This is a genomic window from Actinomyces sp. ZJ308 (assembly GCF_011752065.1).
In the GTDB taxonomy this organism is placed as follows: Bacteria; Actinomycetota; Actinomycetes; order Actinomycetales; family Actinomycetaceae; genus Actinomyces.
In genome coordinates this window covers 1-4,480 of record NZ_JAAIJY010000058.1, presented here as the reverse complement: position 1 = coordinate 4,480, position 4,480 = coordinate 1, and the positions used below count along the sequence as shown (strand labels likewise).

Here is a 4,480-nt window from a genome sequence, read left to right as displayed (position 1 = left end):
CACCTACACCAGCCAGACCCAGCGCGAGGCCGCCTACCAGACCTGGCTCCACCACTACAATCACCACCGACCCCACACCGCCCTGAACGGCCAAACCCCCGCCAGCCGCGTTCACAACCTCACAGGGAAGTACAGTTAGACATCGCCCAGCAGATGGTTTCGGCAAAGATAGCGAATCAGGCCACGCTGCTGCGGCGCAATGGTGAGGCCACCGAGACTGTCGAACGTATGCGTCGCCTGCAACGTGACGCCGTATCCGCGCCGTCGCTGGCCGACCTGCTCGGAGTGGAGGGGGAGGCCGCTGGGCTCTACTTCGAGTCCTTCCCCACGATGCTCACCGGAACCACTGCGGCATTCGCGGCAGGTCAATGGAGAGGGCGAAGGCGTCGCCCGGCTCCCGATCCGGCCAATGCGGCCCTGGACTACACATACGCCCTGCTCCTGGGAGACTGCATCCGGGCACTCGTGGCCTGTGGCCTCGACCCTCACGCAGGGTTCCTCCACTCCAGCTCGCGCAACAATCCTGCTCTGGCGCTCGACCTCATGGAGGAGTTCAGGGCGCCGGTGGCTGACTCCGTTGTCGTACGAGCGCTCCGCAACGGCGAGTTGACGGAGCAGGACTTCTCGGGCGAGATCGGAAGCTGCCGGATGACGGATCGTGGACGAAAGCAGTTGATCGCGGGCTTCGAGCGCCGTATTGAGACGTCCTTCCGGCATCCCGTGTTCGGCTACGACGTCACCTGGCGGCGGGCCATTGAGGTGCAGGCCCGGTTGTTTCTCGGGACTATCGACGGGACTCAGCCCGCCTACAAGGGAGTGACGGTGCGCTGATGCGTGATGACGTCAGACGTGTTCTCGTGGCCTACGACGTCCCGTCCGACAGGCGCCGGACGCAGGTGGCTAAGAAACTGTTGAAGTATGGCGACCGCATCCAGTACTCCGTGTTCGTCGTGGACGCGACGCCGGCCAAGCTCCTGCGGATGCGGGGTGAGCTGGAAGGAATCATCAAGACCGACGAGAACTCCGTGCTCCTGTGTGACGTCGGCCTGCTGTCCTCTGTTGACGAGCAGCGGTTCTCCTATATTGGCCTGACCAGGACCATCACACCGGAGGGGCCTCTTATCGCCTGATGCGAGCGCTCCGGTGCTCGGGAACTCCCAGGCAGCGCTCGCGGCGACGGAACGTTGGAACGATGCGGATCAAAGGGGAACAGGTGGGTGGAGTTTGGTCGGGTATGCAATCCCGGCCGCAGCGCTCGCGGAGCGGCCTCAGACGTGCCGGATGACGGGCTATACTGGGCGGACTGTTGCAGTTCCTTCGGGAACCGCACTTCATTGAGGCGTGACCTCGACGCCGAGGGGGATCTCGTGGTCCTCGTCGCAGTTCCTTCGGGAACTGCACTTCATTGAGGCCGGGACTGCCTGGAATCCGGGGACTGGCCGGGCATGTTGCAGTTCCTTCGGGAACTGCGCTTCATTGGGGCAAGTATGAGACCGAGGGTACGTACACGTACTCGATCTTGCAGTTTCTTTGGGAACTGCGCTTCATTGAGGTGACCTGCGGGACGCCGAGGACGGCCGCCAGCGCGGTTGCAGTTCCTTCGGGAACTGCACTTCATTGAGGCACGTGCCCGATTCCAGCGATCTGGACCTTCGAGTCACGTTGCAGTTCTTTCGGGAGCTGCACTTCATTGAGGCTTGTTGTAGAGGCCGTCAGGGTTTTCCATAGAGCGGTTGCAGTTCTTTCGGGAACTGCACTTCATTAAGGCGGGTGGGGACTGATCGCCTATTTAGGCTTTCGGTCCCCGTCGGCGCCTTGTGCGTCACCTTCCAGGCACGCCTGGCCCCGTCCAGGGCGGCCGGCAGGGCGGAGAGCAGCCGCTCGACGTCGTCGATGCTGGACTCCCGGCCCAGCGAGCAGCGCAGCGTGGAGCGGGCCGGGCCCTCATCGAAACCCATCGCCAGGAGCACGTGGCTCGGCCGGGCCACCCCGGCGTGGCAGGCCGACCCGGCCGAGGCGTCAATCCCCGCCAGGTCCAGGGCCATGAGCAGCGCCTCGGAGTCGGCCTCCTCGAACCACAGGTGCGCCGTGGAGGCCACGTGGTCGGCGTCGTCCGGAAGCGTGGCGTGAACGCCTGGAAGCGCCCCCGCCCCCTCCAGGAGGCGGCGTCGCAGCGGCGCCAGCCGGGCCTCCTGCTCCTCTCGCTCGGCGACCGCCAGCTCCACCGCCAGGGCCAGCGCCCGGGCAGCCACCACGTCCTGCGTGCCCGAGCGGATCCCCCGCTCCTGACGTCCCCCGCCCGTGACCGGCGTCAGCGCCAGGTCCCGGCGGACCACCAGCGCCCCCACGCCCACCGGCGCACCCAGCTTGTGCCCGCTCACGCTCATCGCGTCCAGACCCCAGCCGTGGAAGTCCACTGCGACCTTCCCCAGCGCGGCGACGGCGTCGGAGTGGACCGGAACGTACCCGGCCTCATCGGGGCGCTCGGCCCCACTGGCCTCCCGCACGCGCGCCACCAGGGACGCCATGTCCTGGACGATCCCGGTCTCATTGTTCGCCGCCATGACGGAGACCAGGGACACGGAGGAGCGGCCCGAGCCGGCCGGTGGCGCCACCTCCCGGGCCACCGAGTCAAGCGCCACGCGCCCGGCATCATCGACCTCCAGCAGGCTCAGTCCCGCCCCCAGCTCGGCCACGGCGGTACGCGCCGAGTCCAGGACCGCCGGGTGCTCGATCGGTGAGACCACCAACCGTCCGCCCGGCACCGCGCGCGCCCGACCCGAGACCACCAGGGCGTCGGCCTCCGTACCGCCGGAGGTCAGCAGCACCTCGTGCGCGTCCACCCCCAGGGCGCCCGCCAGGCGGGCACGCGCCTCAGCCAGGAGCGCCCCCACGCGCCTGCCCGTAGTGTGCTGCGCGCTCGGATTCGCCCAGCCACCGAGGCCTCCGGCCAGGTCCTCGGCGATCTGCTGGGCGACCTCGGGTCGGACCGGGGACGTGGCGGCATGATCGAGGTAGGTGCGCACGCCTCCAGCCTAGACGAGCCGAATTCTGTCCAAATGGGACGACTTTGACGCCGCTTTTCTCGGGCTGCGCCGTCCCGTAACGCTCTGACCTGCACAGATGTCAATGCCTCATGATGGGCCCGGCGTCAAAGTCGTCCCATACGGACACTTTTCCGCCGGCTTCGCCCTCGCAGCGGCCTGTGAGCCGTCCTCTTACGTATCCAGGCCGCCGACGACGTCACCGACATCGACCGCCGGCTCACCAAACAGCGCCACAGGATCTAGCCTTGGATCCAGGCCCCGAGCGCCCGGGTCCGACCTGGACCGCAGGCCCCGCCCAGTGCCTCACACCTCGCCCACGATCACGCCACCGCCCACATCAGCTCCTGCCCCGCGATCCTCGGAGAAATCGGTATGCGAACCGGCAAAGACATCGCCGTCATCGGCTCCAACATGGTCGACCTCATCTCCTACATCCGCCGCATGCCCCGCGAGGGCGAGACCCTGGAGGCCCTCGACTTCCATATGGACTGCGGCGGCAAGGGCGCCAACCAGGCCATCGCCGCCTCCCGCCTGGGCTCACGAGTCCTCATGCTCACCCGGGTCGGCAACGACGTCTTCGCCGCCAACACGGTGGACAACTTCGCCCGCAACGGCATCGACACCTCCCACGTGCTCACCACCGAGGCATCCAGCGGCGTCGCCCCGATCTTCGTCGACGAGGACTCCCGCAACTCGATCCTCATCATCAAGGGAGCCAACGGCCACCTCTCACCGGACGACGTCCGGGACGCCGAGGACGACATCGCCTCCTGCCGCCTCATCGTCCTCCAGCTCGAGATCCCCTTGGAGACCGTCTACGAGGCGATCACCCTGGGCCGCAGTCACGGCGTCCCCGTCCTGCTCAACCCCGCCCCCGCCGACCCCGACCTCCAGCTGGAGCGGATCCGGGGCTGCGACTACATCGTCCCCAACGAGACCGAGCTCGCCATGCTCACCGGCATGCCGACCGACACCCTCGACGACATCCACCGGGCCGCAGCCGTTCTGCGCGAGACCGGCATCCCCAACGTCATCGTCACCCTCGGTGAGCAGGGCGCCCTGTGGCTCTCCGACACCGGCGAGCGGCACCTGCCCGGGATCCCCGTCACCGCCCGCGACACCACCGGCGCCGGCGACGCCTTCATCGGCTGCTTCAGCCACCACCTGGTGCGCACCGGCGACGTGGAACGGTCCCTGGAGCTGGCCATCCGCTACTCCGCGGACTCCGTCACCAAACGCGGCACCCAGGCCTCCTTCGCCACTGCCGAGGAATTCGACTCAGTCCTCCAGGACCTTACGGACTAGATGTACTTCCTCGGGAGGTTGTGAACAGGGCTGAGGTTGTGTGAAGGCCTCCGGCAGGATGTGGGTTGACACATCGCATCACTGACCGGAGGCCTTCATGACCCACGCTAACGCACCGCTGACCCCCA

5 protein-coding genes are annotated in these 4,480 nt (G+C 67.3%); 4 read left to right on the top strand and 1 reads right to left on the bottom strand.

All coding sequences use genetic code 11. From position 1 onward, the window contains the following. The 3 genes from HCR68_RS13695 to cas2 form a co-directional block, all read left to right on the top strand. A partial coding sequence (locus HCR68_RS13695; protein WP_167150383.1) for an integrase core domain-containing protein occupies nucleotides 1–139 on the top strand: 139 nt, incomplete at its 5' end. Nucleotides 140–153: 14 nt separating this feature from the next. Then, the gene (gene cas1, locus HCR68_RS13690) at nucleotides 154–831 is read left to right on the top strand and encodes a CRISPR-associated endonuclease Cas1 (RefSeq protein WP_167150381.1); all 678 of its coding nucleotides are present in this window, start codon (nucleotides 154–156) and stop codon (nucleotides 829–831) included. Continuing rightward, the gene (gene cas2 / locus HCR68_RS13685) at nucleotides 831–1,130 is read left to right on the top strand and encodes a CRISPR-associated endonuclease Cas2 (protein ID WP_208320623.1); all 300 of its coding nucleotides are present in this window, start codon (nucleotides 831–833) and stop codon (nucleotides 1,128–1,130) included. Before cas1 ends, cas2 begins: the two co-directional genes overlap by 1 nt. A 582-nt stretch (nucleotides 1,131–1,712) precedes the next feature. On the opposite strand, the gene HCR68_RS13680 is transcribed toward cas2, so the two are convergent. Next, nucleotides 1,713–3,026 (bottom strand): aminotransferase class V-fold PLP-dependent enzyme, encoded by a 1,314-nt coding sequence (locus HCR68_RS13680; RefSeq protein WP_167150379.1) that lies wholly within the window; start codon nucleotides 3,024–3,026, stop codon nucleotides 1,713–1,715. A gap of 393 nt (nucleotides 3,027–3,419) precedes the next feature. Between HCR68_RS13680 and rbsK the strand changes: the two genes are divergently transcribed. Continuing rightward, the gene (gene rbsK / locus HCR68_RS13675; protein WP_167150377.1) at nucleotides 3,420–4,352 is read left to right on the top strand and encodes a ribokinase; all 933 of its coding nucleotides are present in this window, start codon (nucleotides 3,420–3,422) and stop codon (nucleotides 4,350–4,352) included. The last annotated feature ends 128 nt before the right edge of the window (nucleotides 4,353–4,480 follow it).

What these genes read in the sequence shown, in the direction of transcription:
- cas2 (WP_208320623.1), top strand. Translation starts at nt 831, where the DNA reads ATGCGTGATGACGTCAGACGTGTTCTCGTGGCCTACGACGTCCCGTCC.
- rbsK (WP_167150377.1), top strand. Translation starts at nt 3,420, where the DNA reads ATGCGAACCGGCAAAGACATCGCCGTCATCGGCTCCAACATGGTCGAC.
- cas1 (WP_167150381.1), top strand. Translation starts at nt 154, where the DNA reads ATGGTTTCGGCAAAGATAGCGAATCAGGCCACGCTGCTGCGGCGCAAT.